The organism is Streptomyces bikiniensis (assembly GCF_000716625.1).
In the GTDB taxonomy this organism is placed as follows: Bacteria; Actinomycetota; Actinomycetes; order Streptomycetales; family Streptomycetaceae; genus Streptomyces; species Streptomyces bikiniensis.
Genome location: NZ_JNXJ01000003.1, coordinates 129,649 through 150,768, shown reverse-complemented (window position 1 = coordinate 150,768; position 21,120 = coordinate 129,649). Strand labels below are relative to the sequence as shown.

Sequence of the window (21,120 nt, the reverse complement as noted above, 5' to 3'; positions counted from 1 at the left end):
GGCCGCAGAGACGAGCCCTGTCCAAAACGGGTCAGGGCTCGTCTGATCGCTTTCTCGCTACCACTCGTCGGTGTCGCCGTACTTCCCCGGGTTTCGGGCACGGTCCACAGCCTGTGCAGACGCTTCGGCGAAGGCAGCCTCTACGGCGGCCTTGTCCGTGCCTCGCACCTGGACCTCGACCTCCTGGCCTGTGCCAGGGCGGCGAGATGTGCGCCAGGCCGAGGAGCGGTCGGTGTAGCGGTCGGTCTCGAAGTCCCAGGCCGACACCGACCACTGCTCCGGGACCCCGGTCGCCGCGCGTTCCCCACCGGGGAGGAACAGGGCTCGGGCGTGGAAGACCACGGCCCGCTCCGGTACACGGTCGCGGATGGCACTCGCGCCGCCAGGGCCCTCGTGTTCCCAGCGCCAGCGGTCCCATTCCTCGACCTCGGCGGTGTGGTCGGGCCAGTCCTCGCCCCATCGGGCGACGACCTCGTCGGCGTGCTCGCGGTGGAGGAAGGGCACGCGCCGCTCGCCGAGGCGGGCGACGTGGACCACCAGCTCGGCGGGAACGGGGCTCTGACCGGCCTCCGGCTCAGCGCTACCCGCAGTCTGGTCCGTGCCCCACAGGAGGCCGCCGACCTTGGCCGCGGTGTCCTTGAGGACGCGGCTGGTCAGGTGCTGATACCGGCGGCGCATCCGGGCGGACTTGCCGGGCTCCCAACCCATGATGGCGTCGACGACCGCATCGGAGACGCCGAGGATGAGCAGGACCGTCGCCGCGGTGTGGCGCGCGTCGTGGAGGCGGGCGTCGCGAACGCCGGCGGCCCGCAGTAGCTCCTTCCACTTGTGGTAGTCGGTGTTCGGGTTCAGGGGCTCGCCAGTGGGCGAGGTGAATACGTACCCCTTCTCCGTCCACAGGTCGCGGGCTCGGGATCGCTCGCGGGCCTGCTCCTCGCGGTGCTGCCGGAGGAGCTGGAGGAGTTCGTCGGGGGCACCGATGGGGCGCTGGCCGGCGCGGGACTTGGCGTTCTTCGTCTCGCGGCGGGTGTTGATCTTCTGGGGGCAGAAGCCGGGCTTGCGTCCGCAGCGGTCGCCGCAGCCGTGCTTGTAGCGGGGCCGCAGGCGGCCACGGCGTACGCGGATGACGCCGAGCTCGAAGTCGACGTCGTCCCACTGCATGCCGAGGACCTCGCCCTGGCGCAGGCCGAGGGCGAGCGCGATAACCCAGCGGGCGGTGTTGCGGTGCTTGCCCGCTTCGGCGAGGAGGCGCTGGACCTCCTCGACCGTGTACGGCTCGACCTCTTCCTCTTCGACCTTGGGGGGCTTGGCGATGGAGGCCGGGTTCGAGGTGAGGTGCTGGCGGCGCACGGCCTCGTTGAGGGCCGCGCGGACCGTCCGGTGGGCCTGGTGGGCTGTGCCGGCGGCACTGCCGTTGTCCTGCATCTTCTTGTAGAAGCGCTCCAGGTGCTCGGGGTCGAGCCTCTCCAGGCGGTGGGCGCCGAGGCCGGGGATGAGGTGGTGGTAGACGGCCACCCGGTAGCCATCGATCGTGTTCTCCGAGACGTGCGCTGCGGCGATGCTCTCGACCCAGTGGATGAGCCACGTCTTCACGGTCCACGACTGTCCGGCCTTGCGGACGGCGCCCTTGTCGCGCTGGCGCTCCAGGTCGCGGACGACCTTGGTGACCTCGGCGCGGGTCTTGCGGCTGACGTGGCGCCGGTCCGGGGTGCCGTCGTCCTTGACGCCGACGGTGACGCGGCCGTGCCAACGGGCATCCTTGCCGAGGTAGATGGTCGAAGCGCCGTTGGGCTGACGAGACTTGGCGGTACGGGAGTCGGTCACGCGGCTGTCCCGAAGTCCGACGCGCCGAGCTGGCGGGTGAGGAAGTCGTTCACCGCCTCTGCTGGGATGCGCCGGAGACTGCCGATCTTGACCGAGGCGATCTCTCCGGCGGAGACGTATTCGTACAGCTTGGTGCGGCCGATGCCCAGGCGGCGGGCGGCCTCCTCGACCGTGAGCGCGACGAGTGTGGCGTCACCGCTGGCGGGTCGACGCTGGGCCACGAGGGTGCGCAGGGCGTCCTCGGGGACGTCCAGGAGGCGGGCTATCTGGGCAAGCGGAAGACCGTTTTCGGGCAAGGGGAAGTCCTTCTCTGGCCGAGCGTGGGACGGCGAATCCCGTGCTGGCCGCGATTGTTCAGGGATGGGCGGTGTGCGGTGGGACGTACGCGGCGAGGGCCAGCCCCTGCTGTTCGTAGCAGCGGGGGACGGCGGGCCGGTCAGTCCTTCGGGGTGATGTCCTTGACGTGTTCGCCGAGGTAGCTGATCAGCTTCGACGGCGGGAAGTGACGGTGGAACTCGCCGTTGGAGGCAACCGCGAGTTCGTGCGCCAGGAATCCCTTGACCAGGTCTTCCTGGTTCGGGTTGGCGTCGGTGTACTCCTGCAGCTGCCCTTGGATCCGGCGCATCTCCTTGCGGGCCGCGAGGTGCTGCTTGTAGTTGCCCACGTACTCGGCGATGAGCCTGCGGACGTGAGCGTTGGCGATCTGACCGGGCGGGCTGGTCAGCTCGTCCATGTCCAGGTCGAAGACCTTGCAGAAGCCGATGGCCTCGTCGAGGTTGACACGGCGTCTTGGTTTGCCGCTCTCGATGCGCCAGATGGCGGCCTGGTTGACGGGGTGGCCGGCCTCGGCCATCCGCTCGGACAGCGTGACCGTACTCCACCCGCGCGCTTCGCGTTCGAGCTTGATCCGCTGGGCGACGTAGTCCTCGGGCAAGGGCCGGTCCGGGCCGGCGCGGGCCGCCCCTTCATCGCCGCTCATGTCTCCACCTCCTCGGTCAGGCCCAGGGGACACCCGGGGCGATGATCCAAGGAAACACCATTGCGGAGCCGAACGCAACCATTGCGTTGCCGAAAACGTCAGGTAGTGTGGGTCGTCCGCCCCCGCACGGGGGTGAACGCAAAAAGCCCCCGGTGCTACGAACACCGGGGGCCAAGCTCGAACCCTCGAAACCGCCCATCCCTGAACGATTGACCTGCGTGACCTGGGATTCGCCGTCCCATACGGCTCGCAAGTGAGGAGCTCAGTGCCCAGTATGGACGAATCGCGTCCTGCCGCGCCACACCACGACACCCACGGGCCCTCCCGCTCCTTCGACGACTTCACCGCCGTGCCACCGCACGACGCGGACGCCGAAGCCGCCGTGCTGGGCGCGTGCATGCACGACTCCGCAGTGGTCGACGCCGTACGGAACCTGCTCGACGGGCCGGACTTCTACCGGCCGGCGCACGAGACGGTCTGGCGGACGGTCCTCTCCCTGCGCGGCGAGGACAAGCCCACTGACCCGATCATGCTCTGCGACCGGCTGCGCGAGCAGGACGAGCTGGAGCGTGTCGGCGGCGCCGCATACGTGCACCGGCTCGCTTCCGCCGCCCCCTCGGTCAGCGGCGCCACCCACTATGCGGGGATCGTGCGCCGGATGTCCGACCTGCGGCGCCTGCGCGCCTCGGGCCTGCGCACGGTGCAGCGGGCCATGGAGCCCGGAGCGGACCCCGACGTCATCCGCAGCGAGGTCGAGACCGAGGTCCGGGCCGAGCGCGAGCGCGCCCTGGCCTCGGGGCAGGGACGACTCTCGCGGTTCATCACCGACGGGTGGTCGTTCGTCAAGGAGAGCGGCGCGGACACCGAGCCCCTGTGGGGCACCCGAGAGAAGACCGTCTGGGCATCCGGCGAGAGCTTGATGATCGTCGGAGCTCCAGGCGTCGGCAAGACCACCCTGGCCCATCAGGTGATCTTCGCTCGCATCGGCCTGCAGGAGACCGTCCTGGAGATGCCCGTCGCCCCCAGCAGGCGCGTGCTCTACCTGGCGATGGACCGCCCCAAGCAGATCGCCAAGGCCATGGCGCGCCGCGTCTTCCCCACCGACGAGAAGATCCTGCGCGAACGGCTCGTGGTCTGGGAAGGTCCGCTGCCCGCCACCCTCGACAAGGAGCCCGACCTCCTCGCCGACCTCGCCGCCGCCCACCAGGCCGACACCATCGTGATCGACAGCCTCAAGGACGCGGTCAGCACGATGGTCGACGACAGCCTCGCGGTCGCCTTCCACAACGCCCGTATGCGCGCCATTCGCAACGGCGTGGAGATCATGGAGCTGCACCACCAGCGCAAGGCCACCGCCGACGCGCCGCGCGGCCAGCGCCCCAGCCTGGACCAGGTCTACGGCTCCACCTGGTACACCTCCGGCGCGGGCAGCGTCCTGTTCGTCACCGGCCGAGCAGGCGACCCCGCGGTCACCCTCCACCACCTCAAGACCTCCACCGGTGAAGTCGGCCCCCTGGACGTCACCCACGACCACGTGCGCGGCACCACCACCGTCGACCCCACCAAGGACCCCGCCGCCCTGCTGCGCAACGCCCCCAACGGGCTGACCGCACGCGACCTGGCGATCATCCTCATCGGCGGCGGTGACCCCGAACGAGCCGACATCGAGAAGGCGCGACGCCACCTCAGCCGCCTCGTCGACAGCGGCCTGGCCACCAAGGCCGACGGCACCGCCGGAGGGGCCGGAGGCGGCCAGCAGGCCCGCTATTACGCCTCCGCCCGCCACCTCACCGCCGTCGGCTGAACCCCGCACCGACACCCGAAAGCGTTCACGCGACCGTACACGCGGCCCTCGCGCCCGCAGACCGCCGTGAACCCCTCACAGCGCACACGCTCACCGCAAAACCGCAGGTAGAGCGATCACGCGACCGTCCACGCCGTACACGCACCCAAGCGATCACGCGCGGGCCCCCTTTAGAAGGGGGCCCCGCGTGTACGCCCCCTCCGTGAACGCCGTGATCGCCTCCTCAATCTCCCCGGAGTAGCCCCGTACATGCCCCCTGCCATAACCGACACGCTCGCCACCGCTTCGCTCCCGTTCACCGATGATCCGCTCGTGCCCGTGGCCGTCCTGGCCGTCGCCGCCGGCGCACTGCTCGGGGGCCTGAAGACGCGACGCAGCCAACATCACACCCGCGATCGGAAGCGGCGCCCCTCGGCCGCCGTCGTCACAGCGACCGTGGCGGCACTCGTGTGCACCGCCTACAGCGCGGACACGAGCTGGCGGTTCGCCGCCCACTACCTCGACATGCGCAACACCGCCGAGCGCACCGCGATGTTCGCCGCCGCCGAGCTCGCCCTGTTTTCGATGGCGCTGATGGCCCGCCAGAACCTGCACGGGCCGAAGCAGGCGGCCGGCCTGCCCGGAGTTCTGGTCTGGGTGATCACCGCCATGCAGACCATCCCCGCCTTCGCCGAGGCCGGCCCGGTCGGCGGCACCGTGCGCGCCTTCACCGGCCCGGTGATGGCTGCTGTGCTGTGGCACTTGGCCATGGGCATCGAGCTCCGCCAGCGGACCCCCGACGCCGCATCCCGCGGGCTCGCCGCCGTTCTCACGCGACAGGCCCGCGAGCGGCTGCTCGCCCGCCTGGGGATCGTCGAGCAGGACCAGGGCGCCGCGCAGATCGTCCGCGACCGGGCCACACACCGAGCCGTCGCTCTGGCCGCCCGCCTCGCCGAGATGACACCTGAGCAGCGGGCCGGATGGGCGGGTCGGCGCACCGTTCGCCGCCTGTCCAAGGCCCTCGCCCGCTCCGGTATCGACGCCGACCCGCGCCGCAACGAGCAGCTGCTGCGCCAGCTCGCCACCCGCCGCCAGGCAGCCGCCCTGGCCACCATCGACCTGCCCGGGCGCTGGGATCCGCCCGCCGGGCAGCCCGCCAGCCCGCCCGCAGGACAGCCCGACCACTGCCGGGCGGACGGCGACGGGCGGGCAAATGATCGCGCCCGCCCGCACCCATCAGACCCGGGCGATGAGGAATCCCACCCGGGCGCCCGCCTGCGATCCGCCCGCCCGAATCCCACCGCCCACTCCGGCCCGGAATCGACGGCCCGCCCGCAAGAGGCGGCTCTGCCTCCCACGGGCAGCGGCTCGCGAACCCCGCCGGGCAAGCGCGCTACTCCAAAGCCGAAGCGGCCGGGCCGCAAGCCCCGAGCCACGGACGAAGTCCTTCGCGACTACGCCCACCGTCTCCACGACGAGCACGGCCGCCTGTCCCGCGACTACCTGGAAGAGGTCGTACGCGGCGACGGATACACCGTCGCCAGCGATGACGCCGGCGTCATCGTTCGCGAGGTCAAGGCCGAACTGAATGCCTCACGCCACGGCTGACGGCCACCTCGCCCAGCCACTCACCTCACAACCCGACACGGAGACCCATGCACGACCCGCACCACGAACTCGCCATGTCCCAGCAGCAGCCGTCCACAACCCCAGACCACGGCGGAGCAAGTTGTCCCGGGAGCAATGCTCCCGGAGTTCCCGCCCCGGAGGTGGCGGGAGAGTCCCGGCGCCAGGGGGCACCGGGACGGCAGGCAGCGGCCGAGGGCGGACCGCAGCCTGGAGGGGGACGGCAGGCCGAGTCCCTTTCACGGCGGCGCCAGCGCGCCCGTCAGCCGAAGCCCCGCAAGCGCCTGCGTCAGCCCAGCTGCCGCATGAACGACGCCGAGTACAAACGCTTCACCGACGCAGCCGCTCAATGCCAGATGAGCAACGCCGCCTTCCTCGCCTACGCCGTGGACAAGGCGGCCCGCGACCTGACTCGCACCGCCGCCGAGATCGCCACCGAACGCGAAGTCCTCGACGAGATCTTCGCCGCCCGCCGGCATCTGGGCCGCATCCACGGCCTCTTCAACCAGATCGCCAAGGCCCTCAACTCCGGCGCCGACGCACCCCATCTCGACGCCACCGCTCAGGCCGTCCTGGGCGCGGCCCGTCGTATGGAGGACGCCGCCGACGCCCTGCTCGCCCACCGCGACGGTGGTGCCCCGGCGTGATCCCCCGCATCCACAAGCGAGGCAGCGAGACGATCGGCCTGATCCGATATCTCTACGGCCCCGGCACCCACGAAGAACACGTCGACCCGCACCTGGTGGCCGCCTTCGACCCGCTCACCCCTGACCCCGGCCGCAACCCCAGCGCCACCTACAAGCAGCTGGAGCGCCTGCTCGACCAGCCCGTCAACGCCCTGCCCGCCGGCCGGCGCCCCAAGAAGCACGTGTGGCACCTGTCTGTGCGCGCCAGCCCAGAAGACCCGATCCTGTCCGACGACGACTGGGCGGCCATCGCCCGCCGCATGGTCTCCGCCACCGGCATCGCCCTCGACGGCGACGACCAGGCATGCCGGTGGGCGGCCGTCCGGCATGCCGACGACCACATCCACATCATCGCCACCCTGGTCCGCGACGACGGCCGAAGGCCCCGCCTGCACAACGAGGCTCGCCGCGCCCAGGCGGAGGCCCGCCTCATCGAAGCGGACTACGGGTTGCGCCGGGTCACGCCGGGCGATGGCACCGCTGCAAAACGCCCCACCAGCGCCGAACGTCACAAAGCCGAACGCCGGGGCCAGCAGCGCACCTCGCGCGAGGAGCTGCGCGAGACGGTCCGCCGCTCGGTGGCCGGCGCGGCGAGCGAAGAGGAGTTCTTCGAACGCCTCGCCTCAGCCGGCCTGCTCATCCGGCGCGGCATCGCACCGTCAGGCGACACCCTCGGCTACACCGTCGCCCTCCCCGGCGACCGCAACGCCAAGGGCGAACCCGTCTTCTACTCCGGCTCCAAGCTCGCCCCGGACCTGTCCCTGCCCCGCATCCGCGAACGCTGGGCCCAGACCTCCGACGACGTCACCCAGCAGCCGGCCCTGCCGCCGGTGACCGAACCCGCGTCCGCACGCCGGCGCGCCACCGCCGCCGCCTGGCAGGCACTGCTCGTCATCGACCACGCCAACGATGGCATGATCGCCGCGCAGATCGCCGCCACCGGCGAAGTTCTCGACGCCCTCGCCCAGACATCCGCCGCCCACACCCGCCAAGAACTCCGGGCCGCCGCCGCCGCGTTCGAACGCGCCTCCCGCTCCCACGTCCGCGCCGCACGCGGCCACGACCGCGCCCTTCGCCAGGCCGCCCGCAACCTCGTCCACAGCGGCCCGGCCCTCGGCCGCGGAGAGGACGGCGCCACCGCGGCTATGGCGATCGACATGCTGATCTTCCTCGCCATCGCCGCCGCGACCTGGCACGCCAAGAAGCAGCACGCCCAGCAGGCCGAAGCCGCCCACCGGGCCGCCGAACACCTCCGCGCCGCCTACCAGGCCGCCGCCGAACACCCCATGGCGCTGCTCCACCAGCGGGGTGCTCGCCTGGCCCCAGCCTGGCAGCGCCACCACGCCACCGCTGTGCGCCAGGCACTGCCCGAGCTGGCCGACCGAATCCTGGCCGAGCCCGGCTGGCCCGCCCTCGCAGCCACCCTCGCCGAGGCCCAGACCGCCGGTCGCAACCCCACCACCCTGCTCACCCAGGCAGCGGCCCGCAGGGAACTGGACACGGCGGAACACGTGAGCGACGTACTCGTGTGGCGGCTGCGACTGATGGCCGGGCTCCCCGCGGATCCTCAAAACGCCCAGGGCCGGCGAGCCACCGGCAAACACGTGGTCGCCTCGCCGGAACGGACAGCGCAAACCGAAACCAGGACCATAAAAAGTTCCGCGCGGCGACCCTGAACCGCGAAAAGAGCGCACAACATAGCCGACGATCCCCGGTTAGGCTAACCGGGGATTCTCCAGACCATGGGTACATCAACACCCCCGCCCCGCTACGGAGAACCCCTTTGTCCGCACCCACCCCCCGCCCCCACGTGATGGCTCTGCTGTTCGACACGAACTTCAACCGCCCCCCGGGTACCCGCATCTTCCGCCATCTCGACGGACGCCCCTTCACCGACGAGGAACAGGCCCTCGCCGATGACGCCACCCTCGAAGAGCTCCAGGCCGCTGGCGTCCACGTCCACAACCCCGAGGCCGGAGCCGAGGCCCAATCAGCCGCGCACGACATGGCCGAGCTCCTGTTTAAGTACGTCATCCCGCACCGCGAAGCCCTCATCCCCTTCATGACCCACGAGGACATGCTCGAGTACGGCCGGCTGGAGACCATCGTCGCTGCGGGCGCCAACCAGTTCCGCCCGCGCAAGGACTGAGGACACAGGCACAGCCTCATACGGGAACCGTCGGCCGGTGGTCGGGGAGCCCTCCCTGACCACCGGCCGGGCTCCGTCGTCCGGTCAGACGGCCCCGCTCAAGTCAGACCGCGCGACCGCCTGCCTCAGCCGCGCTCGCTCGGAGGCACCAGCGAGTGCCGCAACGCCTCGCGGGCGCCTCCCGCTGTCGGCCGTTCTCACCGTTCTCCCACCAGGCGTTGTGCCTCATCAGCACAGCCCCAGGACAGCGTGACGCCAGCGCCTCCGTGGCCGTAGTTATGCAGGATCAGGGTGCCGTCCTCCGCCCGCTCCGCCTCTACGCGGACCGTGTCCCGGGTCGGCCGGGCGCCGATCCGGTGCTCCAGGACGCGGGCCTCGGCCAGACGGGGTTCGACCTCGGCGCAGCGGGCCAGGATGCCGGCCGCCGCCTTGTCGTCGGGGCCGAGGTCACTTTCGCCGTCGATGGCGGTGCCGCCGAGGACGACGGTGTCGCCGTGAGGGTAGAAGCACAGCAGGTCCGGCGAGAGGCCGGTGTCCTCGGAAAAGAACTCGGTCAGCCCCGGGTTGGTGACGACCACGTGCTGGCCGCGGATAGGCCGAAGGGCATGGTCCGGGACCAGTTCCTGAGCACCCAAGCCCGTGCAGTTGACGATCACTGGAGCAGGACCGGCGTCCGCGAGCGAGGCCAGGCGTCGCCGCTCGACCGTTCCCCCAGCGGCATCAAGCCGACGCAGGAGGTAGTCGAGGTAGGTGGGCATATCGATCAGTGGCGCCGTGAACCGGTAGCCAACCGAGAACCCGGCCGGCAGTTCAGTCGGCTCGCACGGCCGGAAGCCGGGCAGGGTGGTGGCCCAGTCTGGCGGCGCCTCGGCTGTGCGAGACGCCTCAATGCCGCTGGTGAGCCGGACGCCCGTCGACGGGTCCTCGGCCAGCTCGCGGAAGACCTTTAGGGACCGTTGTCCCCAGTGGTCGACCTTGTCCTTTGGCTCTACCAGGTACGGCCCCCACATAGCCCCGGCCGCCAGGGAGGTGACGCCCGGCACCTGCTCAGCGATCACGTGCACCGAAGTTCCGGCCTCGGCGAGAACGACGGCGGTGGTGAGTCCCGCCACCCCTGCCCCGACAACGACAACGCGCTCCCCTGCGGTCATGATCCTGACCCTAACGGCCAGGTGGCGTCGACGGGGCGTGTTCGGCGAGGGCGTGCTCCAGGGTTGGCAGGAAGCTGCGCACGTGGGCGTTGCGCTGTCGGCGGCGCAGGTCTGCGGCGAGCTGGTGGAGCAGGGCCGCGCTGCGAGGCGAGCGCACGACGTCGAGGCGGTCGGCGACGATCTGGCCGACCTCGCAGGCGGCCTCCAGGTCACCATGGGCGCTGTGGCCCAGGGCCAGCCAGGCTCCTTCGAACATGGCCCTGCGCTGGCTGGGGTCTCCGCGTGGAACGTCGTACGCCCCGGACCGGAGCATCTCTGCCCCCTGGGCGATAAAGCGCCGTGCCTTCGGGCCGCCGTCCGCTTTCTGCTGGGCGCGGCCCATCTGGATGAGGCCATAACCGGCCTGGCACTCCAGGTGGTTGTCGGTGAGGAAGTACATCCAGCGGGGTTCCTCTTGGCTGCCGTCCCGGCTGGCGATCAGTTCGCGAGCGGCCCCGCAGGTGTGCGCGAAGTCGTTGTCGCGGCCGGCGGCGGCGTACGCGTACGCGAGCCGGGACAGGACGGATGCCCGTACGGCTGGTGGAGCGGCGTCGCTGGCCCGGCGAGCGGCCTCGCCGAGGGCGATGGCGTCCGCTGGGTGGCCTCGGCTCGCGGCCTGGAAGGAGAGGTCGCCGAGGATGTGGGCGCAGAGGGGCAGGTCGTTGACCTGGTGTGCTGCCCGCAAAGCGGTGGCGAAGTAGCGCTGTGCCAGGCCGTGGTCGGCGGCGTCGAAGGCCATCCAGCCTGCCAGCTGGCCGATCTCCGCGAGCGCGCGGATGAGGCGGCTGGCGACGGCGGGAGCATGACCGCCTTCGCGGATCAGCAGCCCGATCGCACGGAACTGGGCACCCACGTAAGGGAGATGACGTGCTCCACCATGTTCGTCGTCGAGCGCGGAGAGCATGGGCAGGTGCTGTTCGACTTGGTCAACGAGCGGATCGGCACCTGCGGACGGCGTGATCCGGGGCGCGTACTGGCCGCGCCCCGCGGTGCCGTCGAGGTACTGGGCGACGATCGCGAGGAGCCCCGCGCCCGAGATCGCGAGGAACCGGCGTCGGTCGACGAGCCCTCCCATCACCCAGTCCTCCACGATCGCCTCCATGCCCTGCACGGTCCAGGGCCGTGCGAGATCCGTGTCGGCCGGCACGAGCGCCGAGGAGTCGCCCACGCGGTCCTGCCAGAGTTCGGCCACCGAGACAGGTCTACCCAGTTCCTGGGAGAGCACGTAGGCGGCCATCATCGGTAACGGCGAGCGCGGCAGCGAGCCAGCGTCCCGCCAGTGGTACGGCGCCGACTCGGCCACCGTCCCCGCTCCGAACACCCTGTTGAGCTTGCGAGCGAGCGCCTTCGGGCTCCACCCGAGTTCGTCGAGGCACCCCGCCAGTACGGCGTTGGGTTCCCTTGCCTGCGGTGCCACGTGTGACCACCTCTTGCCCCAGTGGTTCGTCCATCACTTCTCGCGCTCCCTCATGGTGACGCGCTCGGACGGCTGACTCACCTCCTTCTCAAGGAAGTTGACCGAGTTGACCCGTTGATCAGGTCCTGCGCGACCGGCCTCCTCCGGTGTTCTTGGATCCCGGCGGAAGGCGCCGCGTTCGGCGCCGACGGAGAAAAGGGGTGGGCCTTGAAACAACGCACGAGCACCTCCCGCGCCCGTACGAGCAGCGTGCTGGAGCGCAGCGTCGGACGACCGGCCCCCATCTCCGGGCAGGCCGACGCCGGCGCCGCCCGCGCGACCACGCTGATCACGGATCTGCCGTACGGGCCGAAGGCGGCCGAGGTCGCCCGGGAGGCAGTGGCGGTCGCGCTCCACGGCGCCGAGGCGGACCTCCTCGATGACGTCCGGCTGATCACGTCGGAGCTCGCAACGAACGCGTTCGCCTCGGGCAGCCCGCCCCTGGTCCTGTGCGTCGACCGCACAAACCCGACCACCGGCGGCCTGGAAGTCGAGATCACCGTCACCGACGGAGGTTGCTCTCACTCCGTGCCGTCCTCCCCTCCGATTCCCGAGGAGGAGGCCGAATCGGGACGAGGACTGGTCATCGTCGAGGCCCTGGCCGACGCCTGGTCGCTGACGACCGCCGCCCATGGCACCCGCGCCTGGTGCCGACTCACCCGCGGGGTCTGCCCTTCGACTGCCAGCGCCTGACGCTCCCGCCCGCGATCCCCCGTCTTCGAAGGAGGCACCACACGGTGCGCATCGACCATGCGACTCCGCCACCCCCACCCACGGCTGTACCGGAGCTGATCCGCCAGCCCCGCGTCATCGTCGCCCTCCACGAGGGCTTCTACGGCGCGGCGTCGGGCACCGGCTTCAGCAACCGCGCCTTCCTCACGGCCCTCGCCCGCCTGCTGCCACCTGGCCGCCTTGCCGTGATCACGCCGCATGTGTCGGACAAAGTGGGAGCGCATGACAGGCGGTGGACCAGCGAGGTCCAGCAGATGCTGCGACAGGCCAAGGCCGAAGTCATCACGATCCCGGAGGTGCAGGCACCGCCGGACTCGATCCACGGCTCCATGCAGCTGTGCGACCTGGCAGGCGAAGCAGCCGTACGCATCGCTGATCGGGCGAGCCGGTGCCTCCTCATCGGCCTCGACATCCCATTCCTCGGTCTGGCCTCCTACACATCGCCGACCACGGATCTGCTGCTCGTGCCCCGCTCCACGACCGCGCTGACAAGGCCCAGGGACATGTCCCGCGTCCGCTGGGAGCGGGACGCCCTGCGGGCGGCGACCGTCCGAGGCGGGCGGATCGGCGCCATCTCCTCCCACATGCGCGGCCACCTCGTCGTCAGTTACGCCGTCCCTCGGGGAAGCATCGTGAGCGTCCCGAACGGGCTGATCCGGGAGGAGATGGCCCCGCCTACGAGCGCGCCGCCCTTGCCCTTCAAGGCCCGCGCCGGGTTCCTTCTCGCCATGGGCCGTGCCGTGCCGACGAAGGGCTTCGACGACCTCCTGGAAGCGCTGCGCATCCTCAAGGAGCGCGGTTTCCGCGCCCCGCACCTGATCCTGGCGGCGGTGACCTCGGACGAACACGGGCGCCCGACCTCATACCAGGAGGACCTGGCGGCGCGCATCCGCGTGTACGGCCTGGACGCGACTCTGATCACGCGCTTCACCCCCGCGATCCGCGCCTGGCTGCACAACCCGGCCCTACGCGCGGTCGTCGTTCCCTCTCGGGAGGAGCCCTTCGGTCGCATCCCTCTGGAGGCGTTCGCAGCCGGAGCGGGCCCGGTGGTTGCAACCACGGCCGGCGGGCTGGCCCAGACCGTCGTCGAGGGCGAGACCGGCTTCACCGCCGCACCACGTGACGCCCGGTCCCTGGCCTCCGCGCTCCACCGCGCCCTGACCGCCCTGCCCCGCGAACGTGACCGGCTCCGGAGCGCCGGGGCGGCCCTGGTGCGCTCGCGCCACGACTACGAGGCCAGCATCGGTTCCGTCATCGAGCGCATCGCCCCTTGGGCTCTGGTGCCGGCGTCGAGTGCGGTGGGCCGAGCGCGATGAACCGGCCGGTGGTGTTGATCAGTCTTGACTCCCCGCACTCCTTCTGGCGGATGTCCGCCGAGCACGAGCGGGCGCTGTCGGCCGCCTTCCCCGGTGTCGAGTTCCGTACGGCGACCAAGGAGGCCGTGCCGCACCAGCTGGCCGAGGCGCACGTCTACTTCGGCTGGAGGTTCGAGCCGTCGTGGCTGTTCGGCGCGCCTCATCTGAGGTGGATCGCCTCCCCGGCCGCCGGCACCGACCATCTGCCCGTCGCCGAGGCCCACTCCGTCGGGGTGGCTCTGACGCGCTCGTACGGGTTCCACGGCCGGCCCATGGCCGAGCACGCCATGGGAATGGTCCTGGGCTTCTCACGCGGGCTGTTCATGAGCCAGCTCGCCCAGCGGAACCGAACCTGGTGGAAGGACGACTTGGCCGAGGAGTTCTTCGACCTGGCGGGGGCGACGATGACCATCGTCGGCTGCGGCAGTATCGGCGGGCACCTCGCGCGTGCGGCCCGCTCCTTCGGGATGGGCGTCATCGGCGTACGGCGGACGCCGCCGGTGGCCGCCGGGGGCGGGGTCACGTGGATGCACACGTCAGCGGTGCACCAGGCTGTCGCCGTCGCCGACGTGGTGGTCGATCTGCTGCCCGCCGCCCGGGCCACGGACCGGTTCTTCGACCACGACCTCTTCACGGCGTTCAAGTCGAAGTCCGTCTTCCTCAACCTCGGCCGCGCGGCGACGGTCGACCAGGCGGCTCTCCTGGCCGCCCTCAACGCCGGCCGCCTTCGCGGCGCCGCCCTGGACGTCTTCGACCCGAAACCGCTGCCCGCCCGCCATCCGCTGCGGCTGCACCCCCGGGTCGTCCTCACGCCGAAGAGCTCCACGCTCAGCCGCACGTACATGAACGAGGCGGTCGCGTTCTTCGCCGACAACCTGCGCCGCTACCTCACGGACCAGCCGCTCAACGGCCTGGCCGAGGTGCCCGCTGCCCGCTTTCCCCTCGTAGGAGGCTGACCAATGCCCGCCACACGACACCGCGATTTGGCCGCCGCCTTCGCCGCGACCGGCCGCAACCACCCCTACCTGGCCTTCACCCTGAACTCGCTCTGCAACCTGGATTGCGTGTTCTGCAAGCCCCGCTGCATGCCGGACTACGGGCACAAGGACCGTCCTCTGACCGCCTCCGACTACGCGGCCATCGCTGCCGAGGCCGGCGCCTGGAAGATCAAGAAGGCGCACTGCTCCGGCGGTGAGCCGACCCTCCGGGCGGACATCCTCGACGTGATCGCGGGCCTCGCCACCGGCCTCGGGGCCGACGCAGCGATCGGCATGACCAGCCACGGCAACCTGCGCCGCGGCCTGAGCGTCGAGAAGCTTCACGGTGCCGGGCTGACGTACCTCAACCTCAGCCTCCACAGCCTCGACCCCACCCGGTCCGCCGAGATCATGGGCGGCGGCGACCCGCGCGCCACCCGGCGCACCCTCGACACCGCCCTCTCCCTCGGCCTGCGTGTGAAGATCAACTGCGTTCTCCAGCGCACCTACCTGGACGACGCCTTCGCCGTCGCCGAACTCGCCCGCGACCTGCCCATCGCCGTCCGGCTGATCGAACTCCAGAACATCGGCCCCGCCCAGGCACTCTTCGACACCGAGTTCATCAACGAGGCCGAGGTCCGAGACCGACTCCACGAGTGGTTCGCGGACGCAGGAGAGGTCCGCAGGGACGAGCTCGGGGTCCGCAGCCCCGGGCAGTACCTCCGCCCGGACGGCTGGGCGGGCTCGATCGGCTTCATCTCCAACTCCAGCTGCGCCACCTGCTCCGACGCCAACCGCATCAAGATCACACCCACCGGTGTGGCCCGCCCCTGCATCCTCCACAACCGCGACATCCCTCTGAAGTCCCACCTCGTCGAGGGCACCCTCGACGACGCCTTCGCCCACCTCTTCCAGTCCATGCTCGACCGCAACACCAACGACGCCTGGCAGGGCTTCCACTACGTCGACTACGACCTGCGCTGGGACCGGATGGAGCGCCCCGAAGGCACCCCCGTCCTGCCCGTGCTGCCTCTCCTCACCACGGACGCGGCCCGGTCCGCCTGCGCCCGCGCCTCCACGGGGGAACGGTGATGGCGGCGATCGAAGCGCCGTCCCTCTACATGGGACTCGGAGCCCTGTACGAACGCGAGCTGGACGCCCACGGCATCGGCGCAGTGATGCTCACCCACAAGTGGCAGCCGGCCGACCTGCTGGCTCCCCACTCCGACATCGACGTACGGGTTCTCCTTTCCCAGGCCCCGACGGACTGGGAGGAGTGGAACCACCGCCTGGCCGCCGCGCACACCGCCGCGGTCGGCAGGGAGAACTCCCACCGGCGTCTCTTGGAGCATCCGCCCGGCTTCGCGTTCACCGTGGCCGAGGCAGACGGGCGGCTCGTCTCCGCACCTGAACTCGCGACCTGGTCGCTGATCAGCGGGAGCTCGCGGGACTTCCAGCGCTGGAAGTCCCGAGCGCAGATGGCGCCGTGGTGCGAGGTCGACGAGCGGTTCTATCGGGGCATCCTCCACGGGCGACTGGGCGGCCGGTACCAGCTGGCGGCGGACAGCACCGACAACGTGGTGGAGGACATCGTCGCGTACCGGCGCCACTGCGTGGCATGGCACTACCTGGCCCCCTGCTGGTTCGCCGCCGCCGCGCTCGCGACACGGACGCGCTGCCCCGGCAAGACGGCCGCCCTCACACAGTGGCAGCCGGACGGGCTGGACGGGTACGCCGAGCTGTTCCTCGGGCACGCCGAGGATCGACCCGATGCCCGTCCGCGGAGTCCGCGTCACCTGCTCCGCACGGCCCACGTCGCCCTCGAGGCTGCGATGCGCCGCGTTCCCGCCGCGGGGCCCGCCGGCCAGGGCGAGGAGCACACCCGTACCGACTGGGTGATGGCCGCCGGGATGCTCCGCGTCCGTGTCGCCCGCTGGCTGTACTACCTCGACCCGCCGCCCAGCGTGGCGACCGACTACCTGATCCGGCGCGAGGCGAGTGAACTCCGAGCCGCCGCGCACACCCTGAACGCGCTCGCGGCCGACGAGGCCACTCCCACCCAGCGGCTGGCCGCCCGGATGGCGGCGTTGATCCCCACCGAGCCGACCACCGCCAGCACCCTGCGCGCGACCCTCGCGCTCTGGCACCGGCAGAAGTCCACTGCGCAGGACTTCCTCAGTCTCACCCCCGGTGACGTCCACCCCTAACCCAAGGAGTCCCCGCCATGCCCGCGCGTGCGCCCCTGCCCCGCATCCTGAAGACGGCCAAGATCAAGATCACGACGAAGTGCAACCGGTCCTGCGACTTCTGCATCTTCGCCGACGGCGCCCAGGGCGAGAACATGTCCCTGGAACTGTTCTCCACCATCCTGGCCAGACTGGAGACCATCCCCTTCCAGCAGCTTCACATCAACGGCGGCGAACCCACCGTGCACCGCGACTTCCCCGCCCTCAGCGACGCGGCCCGCACCCGCCTGCCGGACAAGGTCATGGTCCTGGGCACGAACGCCATCACCCTGGCCCGCAACAAGCGGATCATGGAGGCCACCCTCCGCTCGTACGACCAGGTCCTCATCGGCTGCGACGACGAGCACGAAAACTACGACGAGGTCCACGCCGTCGTTCCCCGTCTCCGTGAGGCCGGCAAGACCGTGGTCATCAACAGCGTCCTGGAAGGGATCAGTTCCACCCGCCTCACACAGCTCGCGAGGCTGTGCGACACGTACGGCGCCATCCACGTCACCAACCACGTGCACCACGTCGACGTCGGCCAGCCGGCCAACGAGCTGCGCGGCATCTGCGACCGCTACCTCGACCAGCACCTGATGATCGAGATGGACGGGTCCTGCTACCGCTGCTTCAACGCCATGGCGAAGGACGACAGCGAATTCAGCATCTGGGACGAGGACTTCGCGGCCAAGGTGTTCGCGCCCCGAGGCCACCACTTCCGGTTCTGCCTGCGCTGCCACGAGTACACCGACTCCGGCGCCGCCATGCTCCCCACCTCGGCCCTCACCGTCTGACCCAGACCGGAGGTACACGACCATGCCCGCAGTCCTCGGACTGAACTTCCACCACGACACCAGCGCCGCCTTAATCGTCGACGGCCGCCTCTACGCGGCCGAGGAGGAACGCTGGAGCGGCGTCAAGCACAACCACCCCACCCGCAAGGGCACGCTCACCGCCCCGACCCGCGCGCTCCAGTGGTGCCTGGAGGCCGCCGGCCTCGACCCGCAGGACATCGACGCCGTCTGGGCCGCCTCCATGCGCCCCAACCCCGCCGCCGGCTGGTGGCTGGCCGAGGAGCGAGACGAACTCGCCGCCCTCCTGCCCGCCCCGCTCGGCGAACACCTCCGCCTGCTCTCCCACCACACGGCCCACGTGCTCTCCGGCTACCTGCTCTCCGGCCACGACCACGCGGCCGGCCTCGTCATCGACGCCGGCGGCTCCTCCCTCGGCTCCGACTTCGGCCCGGGCCGCGAGCGCATCACCGGGTACGACCTGCGACCCGATCGCATCGACCGCCTCCACCAGGGCATGCCGACCCTCGTGCCTAGCCCGGCCGGCCCCCGGCGCGTGCACTCCTCCCTCGGCCACTTCTACCGGAACCTCGCGCGGCGGGTGATCCCGCCCGGCGACGAGCCCGAAGGCAGCATGATGGCTCTCGCGGCCTTCGGCGATCCCCAGCGCTACGGAGCACAGATCCGCGAGCTGATCCAGCTTGGCGACGACGGCGAGGTCCGCATCGACCACCCCTGGGGCTCAGCGGACAGCAGCACACCGCTGCTGCTCGGCGGCCGGGCCTGGACCGCCGACAACGTCACGGAGCACCAGGACCACGAGCGGGCAGACCTGGCCGCCGCCGTCCAGGAGGTCTTCGCTGAGTCCGTCGTCCATGTCGTCCGTCACCTGCGACGACTCACCAGGGCATCGACGTTGGTGTTCTCGGGCGGGTGCGCCCTGAACTCCCACCTTAACGGCCAGCTGGCCGCCGACAGCGGCTTCGACACCCTCTTCGTGGCACCGGCCCCACACGACGCGGGCACCGCCGTCGGCGCCGCGCTCTACGGCTGGCACTACCAGCTCGGCCAAGAGCGCCTCCCGGTGCCGACCGACGCCGCATGGGGCCCGGACTCGGGCGCCCTGCCAGCCACTGCGGTGCCGACTGGGTACCGCGCGCTGACCGACCTGGGCCCGGCGCTGACGCCCACAGTGACCGCACTCCTCGCGGAACACCACGTCGTCGGCTGGGTACAGGGACAGCTCGAATTCGGGCCACGAGCCCTCGGCCATCGCTCGATCCTCGCCCACCCCGGCCACGCCGCCACGCGCGACCGGCTCAACGCGATCAAGAAGCGAGCTACATACCGCCCCTTCGCCCCGGCGGTCCTCGCCGAGCACGCCACGGAGTGGTTCATGTCGGCGGGCGACCCGTTCATGAACCGTGTCGCCCGCGTCCGCCGATGCCGAGTGGAACGCATCGCCGCGGTCACCCACTACGACGGCACCGCCCGCGTGCAGTCCGTCGCCCCCGAGCACCAGGGCCTGCACAAACTCCTGGAGCAGTTCCACCAGCGCACCGGACTGCCGCTGCTGCTGAACACCTCCTTCAACCGCAAGGGCACTCCGATCCTGCGGACCGCCGAGCAGGCCGCGGCAGCGGCAGCAGACCTCGGCCTCGACGCCCTGGCAGTCGGCGACACCCTGCTCCTCGCCGACCATGTGCCCAACCCCCGTGCCACGACCCTCCGTACGAGGTGAGGCGGATGAACCCCATCGACCTGGACCACGTCCTCACCGTGCTCGGCGCCGCCGCGTGGAACACGGACGAGCAGTCCCGCGCCCGCGTGGCCGGCGCCCTCGCGCTCACGGTGTACGACGGCCACACCCGCGACCAGGGCACGCCCTACCTGGAACACCCGCTCGCCATCATCACTCTGCTCGCCACCGAGATCAGGGTCAGCCAGGTCGAGACCCTTCTCCTTGCCCTCCTCCACGACGCCTTGGAGGTGGCCCCCGAATCGGAGGCGCTGCTCGTCCAGCACCTGGGCGGCCGATTCACCGCCCGTCTGCGGGCGATGACGGCCGACCACCGCCTCGAACAGCGTCCCAAGGCCGCTGGCGACGAAACCCGCTGGCGCTTCAAGCAGGCCGCGCTCCCGCCCGAGGACCTCCTCGTCCGGCTGGCCGACCGCCTCCACAACCTGCGCGATCTCGCCGCCTCGCCCAACGTCGACAGGCGTCGGCGGTTCCTCCGGAGCATGGAGGACTTCTATCTCCCGCTCGCAGACGCCGCCCGTGGCCTCAGCTCCCACCTGGAGGCCATACACGCGCTGCTCCACACCGAGTACGTCCGACACCAACAGGAGGTACGTCCGTGAAGCAGGTCGTCTACTCGATGGAGCCGGTCGGCCGGACGGGCGGCCGGGTCTACCTGCGGATGCTCCACGAGGCGACGGCCGACGACGTGGAGTGGCGCACGGTCCCGGATCACAAACGCACCTACCGCGTCCGCCGCTGGCGCAAGCTCCGCCACCTCGCCCGCCTGGCCCCGACGGTCCGGGCGCTGGACGGCGCCAGCGGCACCTTCGTGTGGGACGACCTGAGCCTGCTGCTCTTCACCCCGGAGATGCGGGCCCGCACGGTGTTCCTCCTGCACCACTACGAGCCGCTGCAGCACGACTCCGCTCCCGTCGAGGCCATGCTCTGGGAGCACCTGTTCCGCATACTGCCCCAGTGCGCCGCCGTGGTCTGCGTCGCCCCATACTGGGCCGAGTTTCTCCGGGCCCGAGGCGTCCGCAACGTCCGGGTGATTTACAACGCCTTCGACATGACGGAGGTCGAGCGGGCCCGCGGCTTCGACCGGACCGAGTGCCGCGCCGAATTTGGTCTGCCGCCGAACGTGATCGGCGTGTACGCGGGCAAGGCCGTGCACTGGAAGGGGACCGAGGAGGTCGCGGCGGCCCTGGCTGGCGCCCCTGGGCTGCGGGTCATCACCAGTGGCAGCAACACCATCGGCTTCGACGGTGCCCACTACGACGTGGAGCGCGAGCGGTACCTGCGGCTGCTGTGCGCGTGCGACGTCGGCGTCTTCCTCCCGCAGATGAGGGAGGGCTGGAGCCGCTGCGCGGCCGAGGCCCTGCTGCTGGGCCTGCCCTGCCTGATCCGCCCGGTGGCCGGCCTGGGCGACCTCGCCGCGCTGACCGGGCAGCCCGCCCCGGACCTCGGCCGCCTGCCGGCGCAGGTCCAGGAACGCGCTGCGGCGCGCCAGACGGAGGCCAAGGCCGCGTACGAGGCCCTGGCCCGGTTCGATCTGAACTACTTCGGCAACGCCTGGGGCGACCTTCTCGCGAAGGTCGCCTGA

General features: G+C 71.0%; 19 protein-coding genes. 14 read left to right on the top strand and 5 right to left on the bottom strand.

The genetic code is table 11. The annotated features are described in order from the left end of the window. Positions 1-57: 57 nt before the first annotated feature. The 3 genes from OO47_RS02985 to OO47_RS02975 all read right to left on the bottom strand — a co-directional run bounded on the left by OO47_RS02985 (position 58) and on the right by OO47_RS02975 (position 2,803). Complete coding sequence (locus tag OO47_RS02985) at positions 58-1,824, bottom strand: tyrosine-type recombinase/integrase (RefSeq protein WP_030209567.1); 1,767 nt, start codon at positions 1,822-1,824, stop codon at positions 58-60. Further along, the gene (locus OO47_RS02980) at positions 1,821-2,120 is read right to left on the bottom strand and encodes a helix-turn-helix domain-containing protein (RefSeq protein WP_030209564.1); all 300 of its coding nucleotides are present in this window, start codon (positions 2,118-2,120) and stop codon (positions 1,821-1,823) included. The genes OO47_RS02985 and OO47_RS02980 overlap by 4 nt, the downstream gene beginning before the upstream one ends. A 140-nt stretch (positions 2,121-2,260) precedes the next feature. Next, positions 2,261-2,803: a helix-turn-helix domain-containing protein gene (locus OO47_RS02975; RefSeq protein ID WP_030209561.1), complete on the bottom strand. Its 543-nt coding sequence runs from the start codon at positions 2,801-2,803 to the stop codon at positions 2,261-2,263. Between the two features lie 397 nt (positions 2,804-3,200). Between OO47_RS02975 and OO47_RS02970 the strand changes: the two genes are divergently transcribed. From OO47_RS02970 to OO47_RS02950, 5 genes are all read left to right on the top strand, one after another. Beyond that, on the top strand, positions 3,201-4,607 hold the full coding sequence (locus OO47_RS02970) for a DnaB-like helicase N-terminal domain-containing protein (protein ID WP_407696269.1): 1,407 nt from the start codon (positions 3,201-3,203) through the stop codon (positions 4,605-4,607). A gap of 249 nt (positions 4,608-4,856) precedes the next feature. After that, positions 4,857-6,194: a hypothetical protein gene (locus tag OO47_RS02965; RefSeq protein WP_030209556.1), complete on the top strand. Its 1,338-nt coding sequence runs from the start codon at positions 4,857-4,859 to the stop codon at positions 6,192-6,194. Between the two features lie 323 nt (positions 6,195-6,517). Then, on the top strand, positions 6,518-6,859 hold the full coding sequence (locus OO47_RS02960; RefSeq protein ID WP_030209554.1) for a hypothetical protein: 342 nt from the start codon (positions 6,518-6,520) through the stop codon (positions 6,857-6,859). After that, the gene (locus tag OO47_RS02955) at positions 6,856-8,574 is read left to right on the top strand and encodes a relaxase family protein (protein WP_030209552.1); all 1,719 of its coding nucleotides are present in this window, start codon (positions 6,856-6,858) and stop codon (positions 8,572-8,574) included. The genes OO47_RS02960 and OO47_RS02955 overlap by 4 nt, the downstream gene beginning before the upstream one ends. A 107-nt stretch (positions 8,575-8,681) precedes the next feature. Next, positions 8,682-9,047, top strand: coding sequence for a hypothetical protein (locus OO47_RS02950; protein WP_158708624.1), 366 nt, complete (start codon positions 8,682-8,684; stop codon positions 9,045-9,047). 197 nt (positions 9,048-9,244) lie between these two features. Here OO47_RS02950 and OO47_RS02945 read toward each other — a convergent pair whose 3' ends face one another. Beyond that, positions 9,245-10,198, bottom strand: coding sequence for an FAD-dependent oxidoreductase (locus OO47_RS02945; RefSeq protein ID WP_030209546.1), 954 nt, complete (start codon positions 10,196-10,198; stop codon positions 9,245-9,247). Between the two features lie 10 nt (positions 10,199-10,208). Continuing rightward, positions 10,209-11,654, bottom strand: coding sequence for a carph-isopro domain-containing protein (locus OO47_RS02940; RefSeq protein WP_030209543.1), 1,446 nt, complete (start codon positions 11,652-11,654; stop codon positions 10,209-10,211). A gap of 207 nt (positions 11,655-11,861) precedes the next feature. On the opposite strand from OO47_RS02940, the gene OO47_RS02935 reads away from it, so the two are divergent. From OO47_RS02935 to OO47_RS02895, 9 genes are read left to right on the top strand one after another with little or no spacing between them, the layout of a single operon-like run. Continuing rightward, a complete protein-coding gene (locus OO47_RS02935) occupies positions 11,862-12,386 on the top strand; it encodes an ATP-binding protein (RefSeq protein WP_234323062.1) in 525 nt (174 codons plus the stop codon). 44 nt (positions 12,387-12,430) lie between these two features. Beyond that, a complete protein-coding gene (locus tag OO47_RS02930) occupies positions 12,431-13,741 on the top strand; it encodes a glycosyltransferase family 4 protein (RefSeq protein ID WP_030209538.1) in 1,311 nt (436 codons plus the stop codon). Continuing rightward, complete coding sequence (locus tag OO47_RS02925; protein ID WP_030209534.1) at positions 13,738-14,736, top strand: D-2-hydroxyacid dehydrogenase; 999 nt, start codon at positions 13,738-13,740, stop codon at positions 14,734-14,736. The genes OO47_RS02930 and OO47_RS02925 overlap by 4 nt, the downstream gene beginning before the upstream one ends. 3 nt (positions 14,737-14,739) lie before the next feature. After that, positions 14,740-15,849 (top strand): radical SAM protein, encoded by a 1,110-nt coding sequence (locus OO47_RS02920; RefSeq protein WP_030209527.1) that lies wholly within the window; start codon positions 14,740-14,742, stop codon positions 15,847-15,849. Further along, positions 15,849-16,964 carry a hypothetical protein gene (locus tag OO47_RS02915; RefSeq protein ID WP_030209524.1) on the top strand — a complete coding sequence of 372 codons (1,116 nt, stop codon included), beginning with the start codon at positions 15,849-15,851 and terminating at the stop codon, positions 16,962-16,964. Before OO47_RS02920 ends, OO47_RS02915 begins: the two co-directional genes overlap by 1 nt. A gap of 17 nt (positions 16,965-16,981) precedes the next feature. Next, positions 16,982-17,779: a radical SAM protein gene (locus OO47_RS02910; RefSeq protein WP_030209521.1), complete on the top strand. Its 798-nt coding sequence runs from the start codon at positions 16,982-16,984 to the stop codon at positions 17,777-17,779. Between the two features lie 22 nt (positions 17,780-17,801). After that, positions 17,802-19,517: a carbamoyltransferase C-terminal domain-containing protein gene (locus OO47_RS02905; RefSeq protein WP_030209517.1), complete on the top strand. Its 1,716-nt coding sequence runs from the start codon at positions 17,802-17,804 to the stop codon at positions 19,515-19,517. A gap of 5 nt (positions 19,518-19,522) precedes the next feature. Beyond that, positions 19,523-20,137, top strand: a complete 615-nt coding sequence (locus OO47_RS02900) for an HD domain-containing protein (RefSeq protein WP_030209514.1) — start codon at positions 19,523-19,525, stop codon at positions 20,135-20,137. Next, the gene (locus OO47_RS02895; protein WP_030209511.1) at positions 20,134-21,120 is read left to right on the top strand and encodes a glycosyltransferase; all 987 of its coding nucleotides are present in this window, start codon (positions 20,134-20,136) and stop codon (positions 21,118-21,120) included. Before OO47_RS02900 ends, OO47_RS02895 begins: the two co-directional genes overlap by 4 nt.

Bases quoted from the DNA above. Each gene is read 5' to 3' on its own strand.
- OO47_RS02975 (WP_030209561.1), bottom strand. From the start codon at position 2,803: ATGAGCGGCGATGAAGGGGCGGCCCGCGCCGGCCCGGACCGGCCCTTG.
- OO47_RS02970 (WP_407696269.1), top strand. From the start codon at position 3,201: ATGCACGACTCCGCAGTGGTCGACGCCGTACGGAACCTGCTCGACGGG.
- OO47_RS02965 (WP_030209556.1), top strand. From the start codon at position 4,857: ATGCCCCCTGCCATAACCGACACGCTCGCCACCGCTTCGCTCCCGTTC.
- OO47_RS02960 (WP_030209554.1), top strand. From the start codon at position 6,518: ATGAACGACGCCGAGTACAAACGCTTCACCGACGCAGCCGCTCAATGC.
- OO47_RS02945 (WP_030209546.1), bottom strand. From the start codon at position 10,198: ATGACCGCAGGGGAGCGCGTTGTCGTTGTCGGGGCAGGGGTGGCGGGA.
- OO47_RS02925 (WP_030209534.1), top strand. From the start codon at position 13,738: ATGAACCGGCCGGTGGTGTTGATCAGTCTTGACTCCCCGCACTCCTTC.
- OO47_RS02920 (WP_030209527.1), top strand. From the start codon at position 14,740: ATGCCCGCCACACGACACCGCGATTTGGCCGCCGCCTTCGCCGCGACC.
- OO47_RS02915 (WP_030209524.1), top strand. From the start codon at position 15,849: ATGGCGGCGATCGAAGCGCCGTCCCTCTACATGGGACTCGGAGCCCTG.
- OO47_RS02910 (WP_030209521.1), top strand. From the start codon at position 16,982: ATGCCCGCGCGTGCGCCCCTGCCCCGCATCCTGAAGACGGCCAAGATC.
- OO47_RS02905 (WP_030209517.1), top strand. From the start codon at position 17,802: ATGCCCGCAGTCCTCGGACTGAACTTCCACCACGACACCAGCGCCGCC.
- OO47_RS02900 (WP_030209514.1), top strand. From the start codon at position 19,523: ATGAACCCCATCGACCTGGACCACGTCCTCACCGTGCTCGGCGCCGCC.